The organism is Winogradskyella sp. SM1960, from assembly GCF_020179375.1.
GTDB lineage: Bacteria > Bacteroidota > Bacteroidia > Flavobacteriales > Flavobacteriaceae > Winogradskyella > Winogradskyella marina.
Genome location: NZ_JAICBG010000005.1, coordinates 1 through 24,915 on the forward strand (window position 1 = coordinate 1; position 24,915 = coordinate 24,915).

At 34.3% G+C, this 24,915-nt stretch carries 20 protein-coding genes; 13 read left to right on the forward strand and 7 right to left on the reverse strand.

What is annotated here, in order from left to right; translation table 11 throughout:
* From K1X16_RS12445 to K1X16_RS12490, 10 genes are all read left to right on the forward strand, one after another.
* Nucleotides 1-1,437, forward strand: a 1,437-nt coding sequence (locus tag K1X16_RS12445; protein ID WP_262902576.1) for a hypothetical protein, incomplete at its 5' end; no start/stop codon positions are given.
* A gap of 223 nt (nt 1,438-1,660) precedes the next feature.
* The gene (locus tag K1X16_RS12450; RefSeq protein ID WP_225036575.1) at nt 1,661-4,126 is read left to right on the forward strand and encodes a G8 domain-containing protein; all 2,466 of its coding nucleotides are present in this window, start codon (nt 1,661-1,663) and stop codon (nt 4,124-4,126) included.
* Nucleotides 4,126-5,373 carry a gliding motility-associated C-terminal domain-containing protein gene (locus tag K1X16_RS12455; RefSeq protein WP_225036577.1) on the forward strand — a complete coding sequence of 416 codons (1,248 nt, stop codon included), beginning with the start codon at nt 4,126-4,128 and terminating at the stop codon, nt 5,371-5,373. The genes K1X16_RS12450 and K1X16_RS12455 overlap by 1 nt, the downstream gene beginning before the upstream one ends.
* A gap of 16 nt (nt 5,374-5,389) precedes the next feature.
* On the forward strand, nt 5,390-6,319 hold the full coding sequence (locus tag K1X16_RS12460) for a type IX secretion system membrane protein PorP/SprF (protein ID WP_225036578.1): 930 nt from the start codon (nt 5,390-5,392) through the stop codon (nt 6,317-6,319).
* A gap of 19 nt (nt 6,320-6,338) precedes the next feature.
* A complete protein-coding gene (locus K1X16_RS12465) occupies nt 6,339-8,282 on the forward strand; it encodes an OmpA family protein (RefSeq protein ID WP_225036579.1) in 1,944 nt (647 codons plus the stop codon).
* A gap of 596 nt (nt 8,283-8,878) precedes the next feature.
* Nucleotides 8,879-9,853 carry a FecR family protein gene (locus tag K1X16_RS12470; protein WP_225036580.1) on the forward strand — a complete coding sequence of 325 codons (975 nt, stop codon included), beginning with the start codon at nt 8,879-8,881 and terminating at the stop codon, nt 9,851-9,853.
* A complete protein-coding gene (locus K1X16_RS12475; RefSeq protein ID WP_225036581.1) occupies nt 9,843-10,424 on the forward strand; it encodes an RNA polymerase sigma factor in 582 nt (193 codons plus the stop codon). The genes K1X16_RS12470 and K1X16_RS12475 overlap by 11 nt, the downstream gene beginning before the upstream one ends.
* Before the next feature lie 93 nt (nt 10,425-10,517).
* Nucleotides 10,518-13,679, forward strand: coding sequence for a TonB-dependent receptor domain-containing protein (locus K1X16_RS12480; RefSeq protein ID WP_225036582.1), 3,162 nt, complete (start codon nt 10,518-10,520; stop codon nt 13,677-13,679).
* An 11-nt stretch (nt 13,680-13,690) separates the two neighbouring features.
* Nucleotides 13,691-15,100 (forward strand): tetratricopeptide repeat protein, encoded by a 1,410-nt coding sequence (locus K1X16_RS12485; RefSeq protein WP_225036583.1) that lies wholly within the window; start codon nt 13,691-13,693, stop codon nt 15,098-15,100.
* 9 nt (nt 15,101-15,109) lie between these two features.
* Nucleotides 15,110-16,450 carry an alkaline phosphatase family protein gene (locus K1X16_RS12490; RefSeq protein ID WP_225036585.1) on the forward strand — a complete coding sequence of 447 codons (1,341 nt, stop codon included), beginning with the start codon at nt 15,110-15,112 and terminating at the stop codon, nt 16,448-16,450.
* 83 nt (nt 16,451-16,533) lie between these two features.
* Here K1X16_RS12490 and K1X16_RS12495 read toward each other — a convergent pair whose 3' ends face one another.
* Nucleotides 16,534-17,487, reverse strand: coding sequence for an NAD-dependent epimerase/dehydratase family protein (locus tag K1X16_RS12495; RefSeq protein ID WP_225036587.1), 954 nt, complete (start codon nt 17,485-17,487; stop codon nt 16,534-16,536).
* 170 nt (nt 17,488-17,657) lie between these two features.
* Here K1X16_RS12495 and K1X16_RS12500 point away from each other — a divergent pair, with 170 nt between their 5' ends.
* Both K1X16_RS12500 and K1X16_RS12505 read left to right on the forward strand, forming a co-directional pair.
* Entirely contained in the window at nt 17,658-18,185 is a 528-nt protein-coding gene (locus tag K1X16_RS12500) for a hypothetical protein (protein ID WP_195872772.1), read from the forward strand.
* Nucleotides 18,186-18,286: 101 nt separating this feature from the next.
* Nucleotides 18,287-20,353, forward strand: coding sequence for a M13 family metallopeptidase (locus K1X16_RS12505; RefSeq protein WP_225036589.1), 2,067 nt, complete (start codon nt 18,287-18,289; stop codon nt 20,351-20,353).
* A gap of 74 nt (nt 20,354-20,427) precedes the next feature.
* Here the strand turns inward: K1X16_RS12505 and K1X16_RS12510 are convergent, their stop codons facing one another.
* Together K1X16_RS12510 and K1X16_RS12515 are read right to left on the reverse strand one after the other, a co-directional pair.
* Entirely contained in the window at nt 20,428-21,144 is a 717-nt protein-coding gene (locus tag K1X16_RS12510) for a hypothetical protein (RefSeq protein WP_195872770.1), read from the reverse strand.
* Between the two features lie 92 nt (nt 21,145-21,236).
* Complete coding sequence (locus K1X16_RS12515; RefSeq protein ID WP_225036590.1) at nt 21,237-22,046, reverse strand: NAD(P)-binding domain-containing protein; 810 nt, start codon at nt 22,044-22,046, stop codon at nt 21,237-21,239.
* Between the two features lie 122 nt (nt 22,047-22,168).
* Between K1X16_RS12515 and K1X16_RS12520 the strand changes: the two genes are divergently transcribed.
* Nucleotides 22,169-22,654 carry a CBS domain-containing protein gene (locus K1X16_RS12520; protein ID WP_225036591.1) on the forward strand — a complete coding sequence of 162 codons (486 nt, stop codon included), beginning with the start codon at nt 22,169-22,171 and terminating at the stop codon, nt 22,652-22,654.
* A gap of 31 nt (nt 22,655-22,685) precedes the next feature.
* Here K1X16_RS12520 and K1X16_RS12525 read toward each other — a convergent pair whose 3' ends face one another.
* The 4 genes from K1X16_RS12525 to K1X16_RS12540 all read right to left on the reverse strand — a co-directional run bounded on the left by K1X16_RS12525 (nt 22,686) and on the right by K1X16_RS12540 (nt 24,883).
* The gene (locus K1X16_RS12525) at nt 22,686-23,036 is read right to left on the reverse strand and encodes a hypothetical protein (protein WP_195872767.1); all 351 of its coding nucleotides are present in this window, start codon (nt 23,034-23,036) and stop codon (nt 22,686-22,688) included.
* Nucleotides 23,037-23,063: 27 nt separating this feature from the next.
* Nucleotides 23,064-23,723, reverse strand: coding sequence for a spermidine synthase (locus K1X16_RS12530; protein WP_225036593.1), 660 nt, complete (start codon nt 23,721-23,723; stop codon nt 23,064-23,066).
* Nucleotides 23,724-23,761: 38 nt separating this feature from the next.
* On the reverse strand, nt 23,762-24,028 hold the full coding sequence (locus tag K1X16_RS12535) for a hypothetical protein (protein ID WP_225036595.1): 267 nt from the start codon (nt 24,026-24,028) through the stop codon (nt 23,762-23,764).
* 144 nt (nt 24,029-24,172) lie between these two features.
* Entirely contained in the window at nt 24,173-24,883 is a 711-nt protein-coding gene (locus K1X16_RS12540; protein ID WP_225036597.1) for a membrane or secreted protein, read from the reverse strand.
* Between the last annotated feature and the right edge of the window lie 32 nt (nt 24,884-24,915).

Below are 24,915 nucleotides of genomic sequence, written 5' to 3' on the forward strand. Positions count from 1 at the left end.
AATTCAGGGTCAGAACAAGACTTTTTAGATGCATTAGTAGGTCCAGCCGGACAAGATGGAGCAGACGGCACCTCAGTGACGGTAACCGATAATGGTAATGGTACTGTAACCGTAAGTGACGGAACAACCAATGTTGTTGTATCAGATGGAGCAGATGGATTAACTCCAGAAATAGGAACGAATAATCATTGGATAATCGGAGGAGTTGATACAGGTATTGTTGCAGGAGGACAAAATGGTGATTCAGCTTACGAAGAATGGTTAGCCGCTGGTAATTCAGGATCAGAACAAGACTTTTTAGATGCATTAGTAGGTCCAGCCGGACAAGACGGTGTTGACGGCACCTCAGTAACGGTAACCGATAATGGTAATGGTACTGTAACCGTAAGTGATGGCACAACCGATGTTGTTGTGTCTGACGGTGCAGATGGAGTAGACGGAACAGATGGATTAACTCCAGAAATAGGAACGAATAATCATTGGATAATCGGAGGAGTTGATACAGGTATTGTTGCAGGAGGACAAAATGGTGATTCAGCATACGAAGAATGGCTAGCAGCAGGACACTCAGGATCAGAACAAGACTTTTTAGATGCATTAGTAGGTCCATCCGGACAAGACGGTGTTGACGGCGCCTCAGTAACGGTAACGGATAACGGTAATGGTACTATAACCGTAAGTGATGGTATTAATGATGTTGTTGTATCTGATGGTGCTGACGGTGTTGTAGATCCTAAAGATTTAACAGCTGGAGACAGTTCTATTACTGTAACCGATGGAACAGGAGCTACAATAGTAGATACTAACATTATCGTTGCAGAAGGAGGAATTACAACCGATAAGTTAGCTGATGATGCTGTCACTGGATTAAAAATAGATGACGCTGTTGCAGGTACTGGTTTAGTTAAAAATGAAACAACAAATACATTTGATGTTCAAGCTAATAATGGATTAAACGTCGATGCTACTGCTGATGCAATTCAGTTAGGTGGTACATTAATAAAACCAACAACGGTTACAACAGATGCCACTCAAACTTTAGCTATTGAAGGTTTACAGACAGGTACTGTTGATAATGCTTTAGTAGCTGTAGAAGCTGATGGTACTCTAAGACAAATTAAAGCAGCAATGCCAAAGTTCTTCTATATGCCAGCTGTTATTTTTGATACTTCAGTAAACGGAACTTTTACAAGAAACTTACATACTGAATATCAGGCACAGTTTACAGGAACAGCTAATCCAACTTTAGTAAGTAGTGCTGGTGCGGTTAATGCTATTCCAACACTACCAGCAAATGAATTAGAGTATCATATTACATATTATGACACAGCGGTATTTTCAAACCTGTCTATTGACGCGAATGGAGTTTTATCATACACTATTATCGGTAACGCAACAGAAGCGTCGTATATGACTATAGTATTTGTAGTGAAATAACAAAAACAATCTTGCTTGGTATAATAGGCTAATGTCTTTATCAAGCAAGAATTTTATATCGTAAATAAAAGAATTTAAAGTCGATCCTTTAACCTAATAAAGTAAAGGATATTAAAAACATAAAAAAAACAGAATGAAAAGCCCATGTTATCTATTATTAGGATTTATTATTCTAGTTGATTGCAAGTCACAAGGGTTATCAAAACGTTAATACTATAATTATATGAATAAGTTTTTACACTTCATATGTAATAATGTCTGTAATCTAAGCACAGATAGACAAATCAAAACACAAAATTTTAGTAGTATTAAAATTTTATTGATTTCTGTATTTGTTTTAAGCAGTATTGAAATGAATGCGCAGTGTGTTACACCGCCAACTTCAGGGAATATTACTTTTGCTTCTAATACCCTTACGTGTTTTACTACAGATGCCACATTAAGTGATGTAACGTTCCAAGATGGTTCAGAAATTTATATTGAACCAGGAGTTACTGTTATCATTCAAAATAACGTGAGTTCATCGGGAACTATTACGATGGATTTAGAGGGGACTTTGCAGTTTAATCAATCTCCTCAAATTTCAGCAAATGTAGATATAACTATAGCTTCTTCAGGAGAATTAAAAGCAGGTTCTAGTGGGACTAATGATTTTACGTTTCAAGGGAATGGTATTAATACAATAGTAAATTATGGATTGGTTTCTGCGGGTGTTTTAAATTTTAATGGAACAAACGGTGAGTATACAACAGATAATCATGGTACAATGAATATTACTGCCAATGTTAATATATCTGGAACTTGCTATTTTAAAAATAGTGGAATACTAGATTTAGGGAATAGTTATAACTGTAATGACAAAACTGTTTTTGTAAACTGTGGAATTATGACTTCTGGGAATGGTTTTAATTTAAACGGAGGTCAAGTTTATAATTCTTCTGAATTTATTGTTTCAGGAGGGAATATTAGTTTTGGAAATAATACAGCATATTTTGAAAACACAGGACATGTAGATATCCAAAGTGGTCAACTACTTTTGGCTGGAAATGGAAGTGAGTATTATAATGAAGGATTTACTGAAATTTCCAATAATATTCAAAACGATGGTAATATAACTGGTCCCCCTGATGGCTCAGGTAAATTAGGTTATATGACTTGGTTTAAAAAAGCAGCTATGAATAGTGGTACTATTGGTCCAAATTTAAATTTAAAAAGAACAAATGGTGCTTCTAGCCAAGTAACAATGTTTAACAATCAAGGCCTTAATTTCTCTTCATCCTTAACTTATGATTGTGAAGCTTCCGGTAATTGTATTGCACCCAAGGTGACAGCAGGTGATATTTGTTGGAATCCAGATGGAAGTATTAGCTTAGTAATTGTAGCCACAGACGATGATTATAGCACAAGCCCTATAGCGCCAGGTGATTCTATTGCAAGCTCAGTAACACAAAATGATACTCTAAACGATGAAGCTGTTGTTTTAGGAACTAATTCTGGTGAAGTGTCCATTACAGATGTAACAGGAGATACTAGTGTTCTTACACTCGATCCTATTACAGGGGGAGTATCTATTAGCTCAGATGCAACACCTGGGACTTATACATTGACTTATACGCTATGTGAAAATGAGGTTTCGCCAGCAAATTGTGATACTGCCGTAGTGACCGTACTTGTAGAAAACGAAACTCCAACTCTAATCTGTACAGAGACTGTAACAGGCGAAGCATTTAATTGGAGTTATGGGGGGAGCCAAAGCCAAATTTCACAAACAATGACCCAACCTGGTGTAAATGGTGGTTTTGAGTTTGATATCTATGAATTAGATAACTCCTTTAATATGGAGATAAATGGTGTAAGTCTTGCTACACATGAAATAGAATTTCAATCTAGTGGTACATCTGGCATAAATATAGAATTTGAAGATGGGGACGAATATGAAACAGACACGCAAATGATATGGCAAATGGATGGTACTACCGATAATCCTTTAATCAGAGTTCTAATTAGCCCATCAGGAGAGGTAAGCATGTATGGGAGTAAAACTTCTGGAGGCCAGCTCTTTCCTTTACAATTTAAACAAGATTTTAGTCCTGTTAATTCGTTTAATACAATTTCATGGAATCCAACATCGAATAATACTATTATAGTAACACAGAATGTACAAGGTCCTACGTTAATGGATGGCTACGGAAGTGGACTAAATATAGTGCCATGTGATTCTTATACTTTAGAAAAAGAAGGAGAATTTAACGATGAGAACAATAATGGTATTGCGGAGCCTGGTGAAACGATTACGTACACAATAACCGTAAAAAACAAAGAAGATATTGACATTTATGACATTATTGTAGAAGACCCATTATTGGGAGGCGTATTAACAGGACCACAAGCTGGAGACACTAATAATGATGGTGTTTTTAATATCTATGAAACGTGGACGTATACGGAGTCTTATACTATTACTCAAGCGGATATCGATAACAAAGGAGTGTATAATTTAGCCTCGGTTACTGGGACGAATGAATTGGATGAAGACTTAGATGCCGTATCATCAATAGACCCCAACCCATTAGACCCTAGTGATCCTAATTACGATCCTGCCAGGCCAGATCATACGTTTGTACCGCTTAAAAGCCGGAGTCTTTTGATTACGAATCCTAATATTTATCAAAGAGTAAAAAGCAATTAATGATGAAAAAAATTTATTTATATATTAATATATGTATGCTTCTTGCTTTTAGTGCTGTAAACGCTCAAACAGTTAACGAAGGTGTGCTATATGTTAGTGAAGACACACAGTTTTCAACTGTAGAGCGTTTAGATAACCTTAGTACCGGATCATTTTATAATGATGGTGATGCCTTTATTTACAGCCATTTTAATAATGATGGGATTTTAGATTTTTATCAAAATACAGGGCTTACTCGATTTATAGGAAGCTCAAATCAGCTGCTTAGCGGGTTAGAAACTAGCTACCTCAATGATGTGTATTTTAATAACACTAGTGCTATAGCTCCATTTCAAGTATCAGGGCATATTCATATCAATGGTGAATCCGATTTTTATGAAGGAATCGTAGACAACGATAATTTCGGTGGCGAAATTACTTTTTACAACAATGCAACACATATTAATACCTCCGATTACAGTCATGTGGATGGGCCTGTAAATAAATTGGGTAATCAAGAATTTATTTACCCAATTGGAGATGGCGGTTATTATCGTTTTGCAGGTATTTCAGCACCAGGAAATGTATCTGCACTATTTGAAGGCAAGTTTTATTTTGAAAACTCTGACGATATATATTCACATGACTTAAGAGCAGGTGTTATAGAAGAAATAGACGACCAAGAATATTGGACGATTGAAAAACGTAATGAAAATTCGGAAAATGGCTTTATTACGCTATCGTGGCGCGATGTTACTACGCCATCATCTATGGTAGAAGCTGCACAACAAGATGCCTTAACCATTGTGCGTTGGGATGAAGCTACAAATATGTGGGTTGATGAAGGTGGAGTTATAGATCTCGATAACCAAACTGTAACAACGGCTGTAAATGATTATGGTGTTTTTACTTTCGGACGTGTTAAGTCGAATCTTATTTTACCATGTGAACTTGTTATTTACAATTCTGTAACACCAAATGCTGATGGAAAAAACGACTATTTTCTTATTGATCAGCCCAATAACGAATGTGCAAGAAACTTAAAAGTTCTAGTATTTAATCGTTGGGGAGTTAAGGTTTTTGAGACCGATAATTATGGCACTCATGGAAATGTTTTTGATGGCTATTCCTCAGGCCGATTAACACTGAATAGTTCTGAAAGATTGCCTTTTGGTACGTATTACTACATTCTTGAATATGAATATGGTGATGAAACAGATAATAACCAATATAAAAAAGCAGGTTATTTATACTTAAGTGCTAACTAAAATGAAACGAACTCTAATGACTTTTATAAAATCAAATTTATGTGCACTTGTACTGCTAGTGAGCCTATTTTTTATGTTGCCATCTGCACAGGCACAGCAAGATTCGCAGTATACGCAGTATATGTATAATACCATTTCTGTAAACCCTGCATATGCCGGATCTAGAGGGTCTTTAAATGTGCTAGGTGTGTATAGAAACCAATGGGTAGGATTAGATGGTGCACCAGAGACTCTCAATTTTGCCGCACATTCACCTATAGGTGTTAAAGGTGTTGGTTTAGGTCTTGGTTTTACTAGTGATAAATTAGGGCCATCTGAAGAGAGTTTTATAACGGCAGATTTCTCATACACCCTTCAAATGGCAGAAAAATTAAAGCTTTCTTTTGGTATTAAAGGCGGACTGTCGCTTTGGAATTTAGATCCAGATAAATTAACTATTTATGATCCGAACGATTATAATTTAAGACGGGAAAATCACAGTTCACCTGTCATCGGTGCGGGTTTTTATTTACATACAGAAAAATGGTATGTTGGTATATCCACACCTAACTTCTTAGAAACCGAACACTATGATGAAGTTCAGGTATCTACCGCCATGGAAAAAACGCATCTGTATTTTATAGGAGGTTATGTATTTACCCTTAATCCCGACTTAAAATTAAAACCTGCGGTATTGGCTAAAGCCGTTAGTGGTGCTCCCTTAGCAATTGATCTTTCTGCCAATGCCCTATTATATGAAAAAGCCACTTTTGGTTTGGCTTATCGCCTTGATGCTGCTGTAAGTGCCATGGCTGGTTTTCAGGTGTCAGACAATATTATGATAGGCTATGCGTACGATTACGATACAACTGAATTAGGAAATTATAATAGTGGATCTCACGAAATATTTTTACGTTTCGAGTTAGGCACAAGACTTAGAGGAAAAGTAAACCCGAGATTCTTTTAATTCTTAAATAGAAAAATTAATGAAAAATAGTTTAAACATATATAGTTTCTTTTTGATGTTTTTGAGTGTAATTCAACTCACTTCAATTGACGCACAAGAAAGAAAAGTAGAGAAAGCTACCGAAAATTATGAGCAATTAGATTATGTTAATGCCCAAAAAATATATTTAGCGGTTGCTGAAAAAGGCCATGAATCTGAAGAACTTTTCACAAAATTAGCCAACAGTTATTATTTTAATGCGCAATATGATGATGCCGTAAAATGGTACGAACGCTTGTTTGATTTTACAGCTACGCCAGAAGATAATAATGTTTATTTACGTTATTCGCAATCTTTAAAAGCAACAGGTGAAGCAGCAAAAGCAACCGAATATTATGATGCCTTTTTGTTGAATAGTGATTTGCAAAACACGACTATAAAAGCACAAGATTATCTTGATATCATCCAACAAAATTCAGGGAGATATGATATAGAAGTTCTAAAAAATGTTTACGATGAAAAACAGATTTCTTTCGGGCACTTAAGATTAGGGGATACCTTGTATTATGCTTCTACCAATAGCAGTAAAACATTTTTAAACAGAAGAAGTGCTTGGGATGGTTTGAGTTTTTTATCCCTTTATACTATTCAAGTGGATTCTTTAAACCAAACGATAAGTAAACCTAAAAAACTTAAAGGGAAGCTTAAAAGTAAATTCCATGAGTCATCACCTGTATTTACAGCGGATCACAATACCATGTATTTTACAAGAAGCAATATTACATACGATGACAAAAATGAAGATCAGCGTTTAAAGATTTATAAAGCAGAACTAAAAAATAACAAATGGCAAAAAGCCGAAGAATTATCAATTAATAGCGATTATTTTTCTAATGCACATCCAACGTTAAGTTCAGATAATACTAAGCTTTATTTTTCTTCAGACCGCCCAGGAGGTTATGGCGAATCTGATATTTACGTGTCTGAAATTGATAGTGATGGTCATCTAAGTACACCAGTAAATTTAGGACCTAGCATTAATACTAGTGGAAAAGAAACCTTTCCGTTTATAACAGCCGATAATGCTTTGTATTTTTCTTCAGATGGTCATATGGGAATGGGAGGTTTAGATGTATTTTATATACAGATTCTAGAGGATGGTTATGGTCATTTATTAAATATTGGTGCACCTGTAAATTCCTATGCAGATGATTTTGCTTTCGGAATAGATTTGGAAACTCGCCGAGGGTTTATAAGTTCTAATCGTTCTAAAACTGAAGGAGAATTTGTGTATGATAACATTTATTCATTTTTAGAAACATCACCTATTAAAGATGTTTATTTTGCACAAATAGAAGGTGTTGTTACCGATAAACAAACAGGAGAGCCTATTGCTGAAGCTCAAATTGTTTTATCTGATGTTGAAGGGAATATATTTAAAGAAGTTCAAACCAATGAAAAAGGGTATTATATAGTAGATATTAATAAGTTTGATTCTTATTTAATAAAAGCGAGTAAACCTCAGTATGATACGGATGAAAATATGTCTAAATCAGGTTTAGAAAGGCAGAGTATCAATTTTCAATTACAGCAGAATGAAATTTCTCTTGTTCCAGGTACAGACTTGGCTGAGGTACTTAATATTCCTATTATTTATTTTGATTTTGATAAATCTAATATCCGTAAGGATGCACAAGTTGAACTCGAAAAAGTTTATGCAGTGCTCAACTTTTATCCTGATTTAAAAATAGACATACGATCGCACACGGATAGTCGTGGTAATGATTCTTATAATAAAGCACTTTCTCAACGTAGAGCAACCTCTACCTTAAACTATTTGGTTGATAAAGGTATAGATGCATCACGATTATCTGCTCAAGGTATGGGAGAAACCCAACACGTTAATAATTGTAGTAATGGTGTACCTTGTTCTAAAGGTGAGCACCAAAAAAACAGACGCTCAGAATTTATTGTTAAAGAATAAAAATGAGTGTCCCCCTTGACTAATAGCTGAAAAGCCGGAGAGCAATCTTCGGTTTTTTTTATTGCTTATAGTTTTTAAAGAGCCTTGATGCCCTTTGGCATCATCATAGCGATGATGTTTGCTGTGATCACTTATAAGTGATATTATTTAGAAACTTCTATTTGTTTTATAGGCGGTTTTCAACCTGTACAATGAAAGACAATGTGTTGTCAGTGTTACCAACAATTCTTTTGTTCCATTGTTATCGTGGATTTACGTAGAGAAAAACTTTTATCTTTTAAAATAACTAGTTTTTTTTCAATACATACAAGACCTTGTTGCGCTTTCAAGTTGACAAACGATATCTACAAGGTTAAAAAGTAGTATGTAGATTTCTGACACACCATTACATACGATACTATAAAAGGAAAAACAGAGATTAAAGTTAATTTTTTTTTGAAATCCATTAAATACAAAAATCCCATCGTAAACGACAGGATTTTAAAATGTTTAGTCTGCAATTAACATTTACTTAATAATTCCTTGTTAATCTCTTGATGTCAATCACTGGGGGTATTTTCTAATTTTCTACTCATAGTAGTAAAAGGGAATACTCCATGATTAATATGACTAAAAATGAGAGAAAATGCGTTCGGTATTTAGCACAAGAAATGTCTACAGCAACTAAAGCGATATTCGAAATAGAATTGACTTTAGATCATGAATTAAAAGCAACTTATGAAAACTATAAATTAATTTGGGATAATTATCCAGTTAGCTTAAACGAGTATCATGAACATAACGAAGTACAATTAAAGCCTAAGGCTGTTCAAAGACCAATAAAACGTAAGAGAAACGTAATTAATCGTATCGCATTTAGCTTAGCTGCTGTTGGTTTAATAGTTGTAACCTACAGTTATTTTTTGCCTTCTAGCGCGTTAAGTTATATAAATCAGGTTGCTACAGGGAAAGGTCAGCGACAAACGGTATACCTTCCTGATAGTAGTCTTGTTATTTTGAATGCTTCAAGCGAAATCAAATATAACTCAGACTTTAAAAATAAACGCCATGTTTTTATAACAGGGGAGGCTTACTTTGATGTGACTCATAACAAAGAAATTCCGTTTGTTGTCCATACAGAGGATTTAAACATTACCGTTTTAGGAACCGCTTTTAACGTTAATACCGTTTTAGAGAATAAGTCGGTATCCTTAGAAAGAGGTAAGGTCAATGTCTTTATTAAGAAGTCTCAAAACAGTCTTAATTTATTACCGAAAGAAGAGCTTATATACAACATTAAAACTTCAGATGTTACTAAAAGAAACTTCAATGTCACCAAAGCTTTAGCATGGAAAGACAATATGTTAATTCTTGATAATTTAATATTCAAAGACGCACTCTATAAAATAAATAATTATTACGGAGTAAGCTTCAAGATTACTGATGCAAAAATTAATCAAAAAAGGATTACGGGTGCTTTTAAAGAGCAAAACATTGATGAATTTATTAACTCCATAGAATTCATCGCAGATGTTAAAATAAAGAAGATAAATCCTAACGAATACCTAATAACTCAAAACCATGAAGATTAAAAGCATTCGTCATTCAGTTATCACAAGCGAAGACCTTTTTCTATTTGAACAAATTCAAGAAGGTGATACCAAAGCTCTCGATGTGTTTTTTAAAAAATACTATAACAAGCTGTGCAGATTTGGTGTGTTGTTCGAGTCTAACATGCATATCATAGAGGAAAAAGTAGACGATGTTTTTATTCAACTATGGTCTAATAGAGACCAACTTAATACAATTAAAAATCCAAAATCATATATCTATGCCATACTAAAAAACGACCTCCTAAGAGTTAAGAACAATTACCAAATTAGACCACTACAAGATGAAGACCATTTAAATAACGGCAGTCTTTATCCAAGTATCGAAGATGAAATTATAGCTAACGAACAAAAAGAAATTAATAGAAATGTCATCAAAAATGTTTTAGAATCTATACCAAAACGAACACGTCAAATTTTTGAAATGAGCAGAATTGACGGCTTTAAATACAAAGAGATTTCAGAATTATTAGAAATAACCCCTAAAACCGTAGAGAATCATATTGGGCTAGCGCTTAGGCATATTAGTGCAAACATAAATAAGTTTAAGTAGTGCGTATTAAAAATACAATTACGTTTTAACCCACGCTTTTGATTCCAAACGATTCCAACATTATAACAACTATTCATTAAAAAAAACAACTTTATGAAATACCAAAAATTCATATTAAGTACCGCCATAATCTTAACAAGTTTATGCAATGTATATGGAAGTATCCATCTTATAAACCACAATACTAATAGTTACCATGTTAATAATAACACCATTAATTTACAGCTTAAAGAAGCATCTTTAATTCAGGTCTTTAATTTAATTGAGAAGCAAACCGATTTAAAATTCATTTATATTTCTAATGCGCTTTACCAAAACACTAAAATTGATTTAAGTGTCAATAATCAATCTTTAGAGACTGTATTAAAGACACTAAAGCAAAAATCACCAATCGATTTTAAAATCACCGATAACGGCATACTCGTTAAGCCAATAGGCGAAACGCTTTCTAAAATTAATCAAGATAATATCACCATTAAAGGTGTGGTTTATGATGAAACTAATACGCCTGTACTTGGAGCTAATATTTACGCTACAGCATATAATATTGGAGCTGTAACGGATTATGATGGTCAGTTTACAATCAAAGTTCCTGCGGATACGAAGACGTTAAAAATTACTTATATCGGATACGAAGACGTCGATTATTCATTAGAAGGTCAATTAGAAATTACAGTTAATTTAACGCCTCATTTTGCGGCACTTAACGAAGTTGTTATTACAGGCCAAGGCGCAAGTGTACAGCGAAAAAGATTATCTAACAATGTTGAAGTTCTTAAGTCCGAAGATTTAGCCGGTTTACCTTCACAACGTATAGACCAGTTGATTGCAACTAAATTACCGAATACCCAGATTAATTTTACAGGAGGCCAATCGGGAGCAACAACACTAATTAGATCTAGAGGTATTAATTCTGCGTTCCTAAGTTCTACACCTGTATTTTATATAGATGGTGTGCGTATGGATAACTTAAACACAAGTAGCGCCTTAGGTGGAGGTAGTGCACAAGGTGCGGCTATGAGTTCTATTGCCGATATTCCAATGGATAATATAGATCGAATTGAATATATTAATGGTGGAGCTGCAACAACGCTTTACGGCTCGGATGCCGCGAACGGAGTGATTCAAATTTTTACTAAAAAAGGAAGCTCAAGAGGTACGCAAATTACCGCTTCAACTCAAATGGGAATTGTAGCGCCAACTGCAGATTTTCTATATTTTGACCGCTCTAAAGACTTATTATTTGAAACAGGAACTTACCAAAAATACAACTTAAGTATAAGTGGTGGTAACTCTGAAGGTTTTGGGTATAGTTTTTCTGGGAATTTTTTAGATAACACAGGGGCTCAAATAGCAGAGAATAATGCTAATACGAAAATAGATTTTAGCACTGGTTTTAAAGCGAAATTAGGAGAAAAAGTAACATATAATAGTTCTTTTATTTATGTGAATAATAGGTACAACAGAAACCGAAATGGTAACCAAGGAGGTTATACAGGTTTGTGGTTTGCAGAAAGTGGAGCGTCTGTTTTAAAAGGTTTTAATAATAGGTTAGATGATCTTAGCTCTACGGAGTTTAATGACATAAATGCTTTTGTAAAAACGGCGGAAGAATTACAAAATAACGAAATCGCTATAAATAGATTTACAACCTCTCAAAGTTTTGCTTATAAACCTGTAAATAATTTTGAAGCTAAATTTGTTGGTGGTATCGATTATAGAGTTCAGAACGATCAAACTATTCAGACCAACGAATATTTATCACATACGTCTCAAACTAGCGTCACAGATGAAGGAAGTATTGCTAATACAGAACGTAAATACTTTGGTGTTACGCTCGAGTTAAGTGCGCAACATAAATTTGAAACAGGTCAGTTTTCATTTATCTCAACCGTTGGTGGTCAATTATTTAGAAACTCAGATCATCAAATTCAATACGTAGGAACAAATATTAGAGACGGAGCCGAAACTATTAGCGATGCCGCTATAAAAACGAGTGAAGAATATTTGGCAGAAGTACTTAACTATGGCTTTTATTTTCAGGAAAATATTGGCTTTAAGGATAAGTTGTTCTTTGACTTAGGTATTCGAGGAGATCGTAACCCATCCTTTGGGGATAATATTGGTACGCAATACTACCCTAAAGCTGGTGTGTCTTATTTGTTGAGTTCAGAACCTTGGTTAGAAAATGCAACAGCTGTAAATTCTTTACGATTACGAGGTAATTATGGTGTAGCTGGTAATCTACCTCCCGCTTTTGTAAACGAAAGAACCATAGATTTTGATGGTTTTTTAGGTGAACAAGCGGCCTTTTTTGGACAATCTGGAAATCCGGATTTAAAACCTGAAAAAACAACAACGTATGAAGTAGGTGTAGACGCAGCATTGTTTAATAATAGAGTCAACTTATCGGTAGGCTACTACAATGCCAATACTAAAGATGCTTTGTTTTATGTGCCACCAACACCATCTAGTGGCTATGCAAGTAGTCAATTATATAATATTGGAGAAATAGAAAATAAAGGGTGGGAAATAAATGCAAGTTTTATTCCTATACAAACCGAAAATGTAACGCTATCATTAAATGTGTCTATAAATACTTTAGATAACTTAGTGGTAGATTCTGGAGGTGTAGCACCATTTAATATTAATGGATTTAGTGCAAGAACCATTCAAACTGTGGTAGAAGAAGGATATCCTATAGGATACATAAGAGGAAATTATGGCACCTTTGATGAAAATGGTGTTTTAGAGTCTACCACAGCACAATCGTATTTAGGGACTACCATTCCAGATTTATTTGGTAACCTAGGTATGAACTTCTCGTATAAAAATTTCAGTCTCTTTGCAAATGGTAATTATCAAAAAGGGGCTTATGCTAATAGTTTTGACCAACAGTTTAGATTTCTATATGGAGCTTCAGATGCTATAGTGCCAGAAGCAGAAGTTGAAGCTAATGGGACTTCAAATTGGTTAAATTTTACAAATTTATTCACTGAAAAGACTGATTTTATAAAAATTAGAACCATCGGACTGAATTACAACTTAATCCCTAAAAATACGAACACCATTAAATCTATCTTGATTGGTTTTAGTGTGAATAATCCACTCAATTTTACCGCATCGTCGTTTGATCCTGAAGCAACAATTAGTGGTTCAGCAACGGGACAAGGTGGTGCCTCTACTGGAGGAATATCTTATGCGACATACTCTGCGCCTAGAGAATTTTTAACCTCATTAAAAATAAATTTCTAAAAACAAAAAACATGAAAACAATTTATATATACATCACAGTTTTGTTTCTGACACTTACCGCTTGTGTCGACAACCCTAATGTTACCGAAGACGCTTTCTTGGATAACACCAATTCAGCTACGAGTTGGATTATGGGTATTAAAAGACAATTTGCTTTAACCATGAATGCTATTGTCATTAATTCGGAAATGGTTTCTGATAATTATTTTAATAACTATACCCTTTACAATAAAGTATTCGATATTCCACAAATTGACTATACAGATATCGATGGTAATAGTATGCAAGTAGAAATTGGAGCGCTAAGAGAAATGGCGGAATATGCTTTAGAAACCGTATTGCCTAGCGATCCAGACGCTACAACTCAACAATGGTCTTATGCTTATTTTGCAAAAGCTTATGCCTTAATTTTATCTGGCGAAAATTTCACAGGCCTTCCTATGAATAGTAATAGTGAAGCTTATACGGCAAGCGAATTGTTAGAAGCTAGTTTAGATTATCTAGATTTTGCCATTGAAAACGAAAGTAACTCAGAAACTATTTCAGCGTACCAGTTATTAAAATCTAGAGTGTACCGTAGTTTAGGAGATAGAGCTAATGCAAAATCTTTTGCTCAAACTGTAATTGGCAATAATAGCTTGTTGTTTACCGTAGAATTCGATGGCACCAATGGTGTTCCTAATGAAATCCAAAATGCCACGTTTACAGCTAGCGAGAACAGATTTTCGCCACTTCCAAGGTTAGACTTTTTAGACCCTAAATTTTTTGACTTAGGAACAGCTTCAGAAGATCAAAAACCATTATCTCTAGCTAAAGTGGAAGAGGCCTATTTAATTTTAGCGGAAGCGTATACGGCTGAAAATAATTTAGACATGGCAACTACTACATTGCATGATTTAATAGACAATGTGCTAAGCGCGAGACCTGTGATGTATTTAGATGATAGCGAAGAATTAAGAAATGGAACCAACAGACAAGATTACCCGACCACAGCGGTAGATGTTCGTTTTGAAAGCGGACAAGAATTTAGATCGGGTTATGTTTTAGACAGACAAGCTGACCTTATTCCTGTTTATACTGTTTCAGGTACAAGTGTCACTCACCAGGCTGTTGATGCAGCAGCAAATGTAGATGATGTATTATACCTTATCTACTTAATGCGTCAAGAGATTTTTATGAGTGAAGGTAGACGTTCTAATGATTTAGGTATTAAGTTTCCTGTGTCTCAAACTGAGCAGTTAAATAATGCTAATATTTCAGATGAATTTACACAACCTACCATACCTAGTTTTATCCCTTTAAATTTAGGTTTAGATGATTTTACTGTAGATGAGACCACAGGAAATGTGACCATGCTTTACGATATGAATCGCGTATTAGTGGAAAATAAAACGTCAAACCATGTATTGCCTTTTAATTAATTTTATCATATGAAACAGTTATTTAAACATATTTTGATTGGAATAGTAACGTGTTTTGGTATCAACCTAATCGTTGCACAAGAAGCAAAACACTTAGTTATTATTAGTATCGATGGTTTTAGGCCAGACTTCTACTTGCAAGACCAATGGCCAACACCCAACCTAAAAGATTTAGCAAATAATGGAATTGCTTCACAAGGTGTAAATGGTATTTTCCCAACAGTTACATACCCATCACATACCACTTTAATAACAGGTGTTGGTCCTGATGAACATGGTGTATACTACAACACTAAAGTCTCAGAAGAAGGTACTCCTGGGAATTGGTATTATGATTTTAGTTCCGTAAAAGCTAAAACCTTATGGGAAGCAGCAAAAAATGTTGGACTAAAAACAGCGTCTATTTCCTGGCCTATTACTGTAAATGCTACCGTTATAGATTATAATATACCAGAAATATGGTCTTTTGATAATCCGAGAGATCGTCGTGGTGCTACTCAAAAATATGCAACACCTAAAGGGTTGTTTGAAGAGGTTATAAGTAATGCAACAGGTAATCTTGAAGTAGAGGATTACAACTTGAGCTCCTTAAGCATGGATCAAAATTTAGCGAGAATAGCAGGTTATATAATTAGAGCTTATACGCCTAATTTATTAACGATTCATTTACCCAATACCGATGGAGCACAGCATAGAAATGGGCGTGATGGTGTGGATGTCGAAAAGGCAATTGCTGGTGCGGACCAAGCCGTTAGTACTATAATTGATGCCTTAAAAAAAGCGGACATTTTAGAACAAACCAATATTATAATCACCGGAGACCATGGGTTTTATACAGTGCATTCTAGCATCACTCCTAATCTGTGGTTAAAAGAATTAGGGTTGCTTGATAAAGACACATTCTTTTTAAGTACTGGTGGTTCTGCATTTTTGCATATGAAGGATAAAAACGATAAAAAAACAATAGAGAAAATTGTAAAGAAACTTGAAAGTTTACCTTTTAGTATCAAAAAAGCGTTTAGAATTATTTCAAGAGAAGAGATGACTTCTAGAGGAGCCAACCCAAATGCAGTATTGGCTTTGACGGCAAATGATGGTTTTAGTTTTAATAATGATAGAGATGGTGCGTTAATTAAAACGGCACATGGAGGTAAGCATGGTCAGTATCCTGACACTAAAAATATCCAAACAGGTTTTGTAGCTTTTGGTCCAGATTTTAAAAAAGGTGTGGTGTTTCCTGAAATACAAATGGAAGATATTCCAACGCTATCAGCTTATCTTCTTGGAGCTGAGTTAGAATCCTCTAAAGGAATTGTTTATAAGAGTATGCTGAATACTACTACTGATTGAGAATTCATATACTTAAACCATGTAGAGCAAAAAAGCAAGAGTTAGGTTTCTCTTGCTTTTTTTATGTAAATATGAAATTAGTGTTATGACTGATACTTCTTCTTCAACTGCGTTAACATTTCCGAAGTCATTTTTTTAAGGTCAAAATCGTGCGACCAGTTCCAGTCTTTTCGTGCAACGCTATCATCTATAGACGTTGGCCAACTATCTGCAATGGCTTGTCTAAAATCGGGTTTGTAGGTCATGCTAAACTCTGGCATTTCAGCTTTAATACTTTCGGCAATCTCTTTTGGAGTAAAACTAATAGCTGCTAAGTTATACGATGATCTTATAGTTATATCCTCAGAAGGTGCTGCCATAATTTGAGTCGTAGCTTTAATAGCATCATCCATAAACATCATTGGTAAATTGGTGTCTTCAGATAGAAACCCTTCGTATTTACCTTCTTTTATCGCTTCGTGATAAATTTCAACAGCATAATCCGTTGTGCCACCTCCAGGCATCGCTTTGTGACTAATAATACCAGGATAACGTATACTTCTTACGTCTACACCATATTTATTGTGGTAATATTCGCACCAGCGTTCACCGACTTGTTTGGTAATACCGTAAACGGTTGTTGGTTCAGAAATGGTATGTTGAGGTGTGTTTTTATTGGGAGTCGTTGGTCCAAATACAGCGATACTGCTTGGCCAGAATACCTTTTTAATTTGTTTGGTTTTTGCTAAGTTTAACACATGAAACAGTGAATTCATATTTAAATCCCAAGCTTCCATCGGGTATTTTTCGCCAGTAGCACTTAATAAGGCTGCCATGAGGTAAACCGTGTCAATATTGTGGTTAATGCAACAATCTTTAATCGCATTAAAGTTCTTAGCATCTAAAATAACAAAAGGACCAGCATTAACTAATTCTAATTTACGGGTGTTAATATCGCTAGCAATAACGTTATCTACACCATGAATCTCTCTTAGTTTGGTGGTGAGTTCTGTACCTATTTGCCCACAGGCACCAATGATTAATATTTTTGAAGACATTTGCGCTTTTTAAATTATCGGCAAAAGTAATAAGAAATAAGGCGTTGTAATATTAAAATTTTCAGAAAAAGACAATTTTATTATGAATTCCTCAGTTTTATTTAGAGCTTAGATACCAAATCTATAACACAGATAGTTAGTATATTTACAGTCAAAATTAATTAATACGTATGAACATTAGATTAGTCCTTTTATTTTTAAGTTGTTTAATGGTTTTGAGTTGTAATGAAGATACCAATACCACTAAAGATTTGGAAACATCTGAAAACACATCACAGAATAAAAAGATTACAGCAAAAACCATTGAGGCTATTACTTACGAAGATTATGCACTAAGTAGCGAAGCTGAAGCTGAAGTTGTAACTTGGGAAAGATACCATGAATTAGCAACGCAACTGAGTTATTTAAAGAAAGCAGATTTTTCGTTTTTCAATGGTGATATAGACCTTTTAAAAAAGTTTATAAAAGAATTTGATGCGCAAATGCCAAGCCAATTTAGAACAAATCCTATTATATCTCGTAATGCTATTATTGAAACAGAACTTTTAAAGTTAAATGAAAATCTAACTATAGATAACATTAGTAGAGACGAGAAACTATTAAATATTAAAGCACTTTTTATATCATTTTCTAACCTAAATTATCAGATTAATAAAAAATTAGAGGATGATTTTTATAGTAAGATTCAACCCGAATAAACTATGAGTACCACCCCAAAATCATATAAGGTTGTAACAATTTTATATTTGAGAGGACATATGATTACCAACTATTTAATTTAACAAAGCAATAATATATTATGAAAATCCAATTTAGTCGTTTGTTAACGATATCAGGTTTTGCTTTTCTTACAATGGTAGCATGTAAAGAAAACGCTAAAAAAGACACTACAATTGCTAAAGTGACCACTCCGGGAATTGTTTTAGAGAATATGGATACTTTAGTGAATCCAAAAGAAGACTTTTATAACTATGTAAATGGTAATTGGGTAAGAACTAATACCATACCAGACGATGAAACGAGATGGGGAGGATTTGGTGTTTTGCGTAAATCTACGCGGCATGATGTTTTAGAAATTATAAAATCGTCTAAAGAATTTGGAACCTACAAAGAAGGTTCTGACCAGAAAAAAGCTTTATTAATTTTTGAATCTGAATTAGATACGCTGGCACGAAATGAAGCAGGAATTACACCTTTAGAGCCTTTATTAGAAAAGATAAATAGCATTAAAAGCTTGCAAGATATGCAAACTGTTTATGCATCTACTTTAGGTGTTAGTGCGCCGTTTGCAGGCATTGGTGCAAATGCAGATCTAAATAATAGCAGCATGAATACTGCTTGGGTTTTTCCAGGAGGATTAGGTTTACAACGTGACTATTATGTAGATGAAGATACTAAGACAAAAGAAATAAGAGGCAAGTATATAGATCATATAGCTAGAATGCTTCAATTTATTAACTATTCTCAAGAAGATGCTCGTAATGCAGCTCAAACGATTTTAGAATTGGAAACGCAACTTGCCATTCCACGATTAGACAAAGTCGCCAGTAGAGATATTAGAAATTTTAATAACCCAACAGCGCTTTCAGATTTACAAGGTATGACACCGTCTATTAATTGGCAGAAATTAATGGATGATATGGGAATAGACAAAAAGGTAGATACCTTAATGGTTATGCAGCCTGAGTATATGAAAACTTTGGATACGTTCTTAAAAACAACACCTATAGAAGATATAAAAACTCTAATAACTTGGAACACCTTAAATAAAGCAGCAGGTATGCTTACAACAGAAATGGAAAAAGCAAACTGGGATTTTTACAGTAAAACACTTAGCGGATCTAAAGCAATGCGATCAGCAGAAGAACGTGCATTAGGTACTGTAAATGGTAGTGTTGGTGAGGCTGTAGGACAATTATATGTGCAAGCTAAGTTTCCACCAGAAGCTAAAGAAAAAGCAGAAAAAATGATTGCAAATGTAATCACTGCATTTCAAAACAGAATTAACAAGCTCGATTGGATGAGTGCAGAAACAAAACAAAAAGCCATTACTAAACTAGATAAGTTTACAGTAAAAATAGCCTATCCAGATGAGTGGGAAGACTACTCAAAAATGGAAATAAAAGATGGTAATTCTTATGCCGAAAACATGATGGCTGTTGGTGCTTGGGCTAAAAACAAAAACCTTAAAGATATAAATGAGCCTGTAGATAAGACCAAATGGGGAATGCCACCACAAACGGTAAATGCGTATTTCAATCCTATAAATAACGAAATTGTGTTTCCTGCAGCTATTTTACAACCACCTTTTTATAATTATACGGCAGATGAAGCTGTAAACTATGGAGGAATTGGTGCTGTTATTGGTCATGAAATTTCACATGCTTTTGATGATTCTGGAGCACGTTTTGACGGTGATGGAAATGTAAATAACTGGTGGACACCAGAAGATTTAATAGAATTTGAAAAACGAGGTAAAGCACTAGCAGATCAATACTCGGCTATAGAAGTGTTAGATAGTGTTTATATAAACGGTGAGTTTACATTAGGTGAAAATATTGGTGACCTTGGAGGCGTATTAGGAGCCTATGATGGACTTCAGTTATATTTTGAAAAAAATGGAAGACCAGGTACTATTGATGGGTTTACACCAGAGCAACGTTTCTTTATGTCTTGGGCAACCGTTTGGAGAACCTTATCTCGAGAAGACGGTTTAAGAACACAAATAAAAACCGATCCACACTCACCTGGTATTTATAGAGCGACACAACCTTTAAAAAATATTGATGCTTTCTACGAAGCATTTGATATAAAAGAAGGTGATGCTATGTACTTAGCACCCGAAGATCGCGTAAGAATTTGGTAACCTAATACCAGTTTAAAACACAAAAAATGCAGCTCAACGAGCTGCATTTTTTATAGTATATTACTTGTAATGTCTTAGTTCTTATTCCCGGCAGCCGCTTGTTGTGCACGTTGCGCTTTTTGAGCCTCTAAAGCCTCTCTACTAATTTTAGCAAGATTAAAATTAGAATCAATAGCTAAAGCATCGTTCATTAATTTTAGCGCTGCATCTAAATTAGCATCTTTATTTTCTGTAAACGTTAAAAGCCCTTTTAAGTACGTTAACGCTGCTTTCATAGATGTTTCATATGGTTGTTGCTTTTCGTAAAAGGCACGCTTCATGTCATCTGTAACATTAGCCATAGCGTAATCGATGTTTAATCGGGCTCCTGCTAAATCCTTAGTCTGAATTTTCATGTCAGCCAATTCATAAGCTAAATAGACATTAGGATCGCGTTTGTAAAGCTCTTCAAAATGCTCTAAAGCCATTTCTATTTGATTAAGATTTTTTAATGCCAAAGCTTTTACTTCAACATTCATATCAGAATCGGTTGCATTTTTCTCTACACCAATAGTGTTTAAAGCTTGCATATATTGGCCTTCTGAAAGGTAGATATAGGCCAAGGTATCTTTACGTGCTACAGACGGTTCTAAGATATCGAGATGCGTCATTGCATTAATAACACCTTGCTTGTCGCCTTGCTTTTTCATCTGCTTGTAATACGCTTCAAAATGTTTTTTTAATTCTGTATTAGTCTGTGCAAATACACTAACTGAGAATAACATAAGAATTGCAATTGTAATCGTCTTCATTTGTTCTTTATTTATTGTTTAATAGGTATTTTAGTTTAAAGGGCTAAATCTATAAAAATTAATAAGAACTGGTCTTAAAAATCTTATAATTTCTATGGTGCCACTTTAAAGCTGTATTTCAAAAGTTGTACCAATGTTTTGCTTGCTATGATTTTTCCTTCACTTTTTTCTGAAGAATTAAACGTAGGTAGCGGCAAATTGTGACGTTCGCAATAGTTTTGATAGTAATCTTTTCTGGTTGGATGTGCAGGATATGCTGCATTTAATGTACAATTCCAGAGTTCAGTTTTTAGGATAGCACTAATTATAGCGATACAATCTGATTTATGAATTAAATTAATAGGAGCATCGGGATTTGAAATATTCGATTTTCCTGACAAATAGGTTGAAGGATGACGCTTTTTACCTACCAAGCCAGCAAAACGTAATATAGTGGTTTTAAAATTTGAATTTTCTTGAAGCATCTGTTCTATGGCTATAAGTTGTTTTCCATTTGCTGATGTGGCATTTGGATGTGTATTGGCTGTTATCACAGGGCAACTTACATCGTCTTCAAAAACCGAAGTAGAACTTATATAGAGCACATTTTTTATATCATGTTTTTCAATTTCATGTACTAAATGCTGTATTTCTGCAACGTGATTTTTATTTGGGTTTTTTCTTAATCCAGGTGGAATGTTAATAATTACGGTCTCACTTCCGGTTAAAAATTCAGAATAATTACCCGAAATTGAAGTGTCATTTAAAGTGATTAAAAACGGATGTATATGCTGATTTTGTAATTCCTGTAGTTTAGCTTTAGTAGTTGTAGAACCATTAATGCTAAAGCCGTCTTCAACTAATTTTTGAGCTAAAGACAAACCCAACCAACCACAACCAATAATGCTTATTTGTGTTTTCAAAACTATGGATTAATTATAAATGTTAAAAATACAGAATTTTAGCTGCATTTGTATTTTGATTTTTTTAAATGGTTAATTTTCAGTATTTTTAAATTAACTCTAACCTTAAAAATCAAAACGTTATGGCTATAAAAAGTTTTCAAGGAGCTCGAAAGCAACAAAATGCTAATGAGAATTCACAGTTAAAAGTAAGAGATTATATGTCAACAAAGCTTATAACGTTTAGACCAGATCAATCTGTACAAGAAGTGGTAGAGTCTTTAATAAGCAATAAGATTTCTGGTGGTCCTGTTGTCAATGATAAGCAAGAATTAATTGGCATTATTTCTGAAGGTGATTGTTTAAAACAACTCAGCGAAAGTAGATATTACAACATGCCATTAGAGCATGATACTGTAGATAAACGTATGGCTACAGAGGTTGAAACTATAGATGGTAACATGGATGTTTTCGATGCTGCCAACAAATTTTTGCAGTCTAAACGACGACGTTTCCCAATAATAGAAAACGGAAAATTAGTTGGGCAAATTAGCCAAAAAGATATTTTAATTGCTGCACTAGAATTAAAAGGCGAAAATTGGAATAGCACCACTAAAAAAGGATCGTAAGGACAAGTTGCGACTTGTACGTACGGCAGCGTTAATCGTCGCGTTTTACTAAAGCATAATACTCACCTTCGAGCGGTAAGTAACCTTGGTCGTACACAAAGTAGTAAATAGTACCTGCTTTTGTGGTGTAGATACTTGTAAAGTAATTAAAATCGAAACCTTTCTCTATCATTTTAGCTCTAGAGCATTTCATTTTTTTATTCGGGTTGAGTGCTTCTAAGATTCTGTAATTTTTTCTAAGTCGGTTATTGGTGTTTCTAATTAAATTTTTAGAATCCTTGTTTAAGCGGTTGTTTTGTGCATTTCTGCAACCATCGCTACAGTACTTTTTGTCAATTCTGCCAACAATTAGATCTCCACATTCTGGACATTTTTTCCGCATAACTTTAAATTAAGTCCTTACAATATACTAATTTATAATGTTATAAAGAAAACTGGTAATGATAAGCGTATTGGTCTTGTTTACTTTTTTATATACAGCCACTTTATAGACTTTTGTTTTAAGGTAACTGACTAAGGTTTCAACGTTGTCTATATCGGTTTCTTTTACTGAAGCATTAAAAAGTAAGTATCCTTTTGAAGATTTTGAGTTAAGCACATGATCCCAAAACGTTGTGCTTAAAAATTTATCTGGAACCGAAAGATCGATGTAAAGGTCTATTATAATTAAGTCGAATAATTTGGTGTTGGCTTCAATAAAATTGAAAGCATCTGTACAATGAATTTTTAAGTGTTGGTTGTCTTCAATTCCAAATTCTGACTTTGCAATATCTATTATTACAGGATCTAATTCTACGGCTTCAATAGCGTTAGTGTACTTAAAATCCGTACGAAGTGTTTTAATAACGCTTCCTCCTCCCATGCCTAAAACTAATATAGAATTGACCTTTGAAAGTTCAATTTTTTCTATACCATATTTTAAAATTCGCTGTAAAGAGCCATAACTGTAGTTGGCATTTGCAGAGTTGAGGTGTTTTTTACCGTTGTACCACGTGATTTCTAATGTGCCGCTGTATTTAGATTCAATTGTTTTGGTAACGGGATAAATGTAACTGAGCAGTTGCTTCATAGTTACTAATGGTAGAGGTTTATGAGGTTGTTTTTAAGCTATGACTCGTCTTTATTTTTATTGTATTTGGTATAATTTATCTTTTTCTTATTAAGAATTGCATAGAATTTTCGAGGCGAAATTTTTAGATCCTTCGTAATTTCACTCACTTTTCTTTTCCCTTTTTTATAGAGTTTTAAGTTTTCGTTTACTTTTTTGTTGAAGTAATAATCTTTCAGTTTATCCAGAACTTCCAGTTCTGTTAACTTAGAGTCACTTGCGTAATCCTCTATGTCTGTTTTTATGTTTGCTAATTTATTTTCCATGTGTATAATTTTAGACTAAAACGGTCAGTGTTTAAGGGATTTTAAGTCTACTAAATTAAAAAATATATTTTAAGACTTTCGTGATTTGAGGATATCAATTCCAAAAAAATGCAGCATCCATTGGTTGTCATCCAGTTAGAATTATTACGCTCTCAAACTCCAAATTTCATTCAGTGGATCTCCTTTACTAGAAAATCCAGTATGATTCCAATCACCATCGTTTAGGTCATAGTTGAATTTTAAAGACGCACCAACTCTAGAGTCGTCTTTTGAAAAGAATTCGATATTTTCTGTGTATTCTCCATTTTCGGTGGTGTAAGTGCCTCCACCTGTTGCCATAAACTGTTTTGTTTCGGTGTTATAGGCAATCCATTGAAAAAGCGTACCAGATAATATTTTCATGGTTTTTCTGGGGCCGCTGGTATCTCGTGTTTGTGTTTTTCCATCGCGTACGCGGCCAGACATTAACCAAGCCCCTTGTAATTCGCCAGGTTTGCCATTATCTATTCTGTTAAACTTTAAGCCACTATCTACAATTTCTAATTCGTTATCTGTAAGATTGATCTTAACGCTAGGTTCTGTTCCAACTAGTTCAGAATTTTTACTGTTAAATTCTACGTTTTTAGTCATTACATCTCCTTTTAAGGACCACGATCCACCGTTTGTGTGACTAAATTTTCCGGTTGTGGCTTCATAAGTGGTTGAGACATGGTAGCCATCTGTAAAAATGACTACGGTTTTTAATTTGTCGCCGTTTTCAGTCGTTGTATAATTTTCCCATGCTCCAATAACACTTTGAGCTTCGATTCCGAATGACATTACTGTGCAAATGAGGACTCCGATTATTTTTTTCATGATTTTATATTTTTTAAAAGTCTTCAACAGCT